Raw genomic sequence first — 1,122 nt, 5'->3', positions numbered from 1 at the left:
GCCCCGTAACCCCCGTCATTCCCGCGGTCACTTGAGCAGGAATCCATCTTCGTCGATACCCCTTGCTAGCCCTCATGGATCCCGGCTTAAAACACCACCGGGATGACAGTTGTGAGTGTTACCACCGGTGTGACTATGTGAGTGTCACTAACGGAATAAAAAGGCCAATTAATCGACTTATGAAATCGGGTCGTGAACGGTGACCAGTTTAGTTCCATCAGGAAAGGTCGCTTCGACTTGCACTTCATGAATCATCGAGGCGACACCGTCCATTACTTGCTCTTCAGTCAACAAGGTTTTGCCGTAGCTCATTAGTTCGGCAACCGTTTTACCGTCTCGAGCGCCTTCAATAATTTCCATTGTCAGGTAGGCCATGGCTTCGGGGTAGTTTAATTTTAAGCCTCTGTTCAAGCGTCTTTCAGCCAGCAACGCGGCGGTGAAAACCAGTAGCTTATCTTTCTCTCTAGGTAATAGTTCCATAATTCACTCTTATATAATCTGACACTTAAGTTAACCAAATTCTTGGTTCGGTGGCTTTGCGCCCCGATAGCACTGGACGAACCAATGCCCATGCTTCGCCTAATAAATTTCTTGCTCGTTCAGTGCAGTTACCGAGGTATCTGACGGTTAGAAACTCACCTGTCATGCTTAACGCTAGCAAATCATCTCCTGGCATACCACTTTGTTTGATAAGCAATGCCTCAAGCATGGTTTCATGCTCCGCACTATCGATAGTTTCGTTGAAGGGCCCAGCAACAAATAGTGCATTAACGGGCTTTTCTTGAAGTCCACCCGTTCCATGTAAAACGGATGTGTCACCTGGCGCTAAACTGAGGGCTTCATTGAAACGAATACGGCCTTGCTGCCATATCTGCAAGCGCTGCTCGCAACTACCGTCTTCGAACGCCAAGTTATTCGCCGGTAAGCCAAAACAAGTGACCTCCCAAGCCATTACCTTAGCACCTTCTGCCAGTTCAACTTGGGTATTCATACGTGCATGAGACTTAGGGAAAAGAATAGTTTCTAGCGGTAACCATTCCAACACGGCGTCGCTTTCGACTCGCAAGGTCATATTTTGTGTTTGAACACCCGAGTCGTCGCGAGCCTTATAGACTCTACCCG

Annotated in this window: 2 protein-coding genes; both read right to left on the bottom strand. The window is 48.0% G+C overall.

The annotated features are described in order from the left end of the window. Window positions 1–177: 177 nt before the first annotated feature. Complete coding sequence (locus A3763_RS20535; RefSeq protein WP_068512141.1) at window positions 178–480, bottom strand: urease subunit gamma; 303 nt, start codon at window positions 478–480, stop codon at window positions 178–180. Between the two features lie 25 nt (window positions 481–505). Next, window positions 506–1,122: urease accessory protein UreD (locus A3763_RS20530; protein WP_068760426.1), on the bottom strand; the 617-nt coding region annotated here is incomplete at its 5' end.

It is taken from the genome of Oleiphilus sp. HI0128, assembly GCF_001635365.1.
The sequence above is the reverse complement of the archived record's forward strand: the minus strand, read 5'-3'. Positions and strand labels throughout refer to the sequence as shown.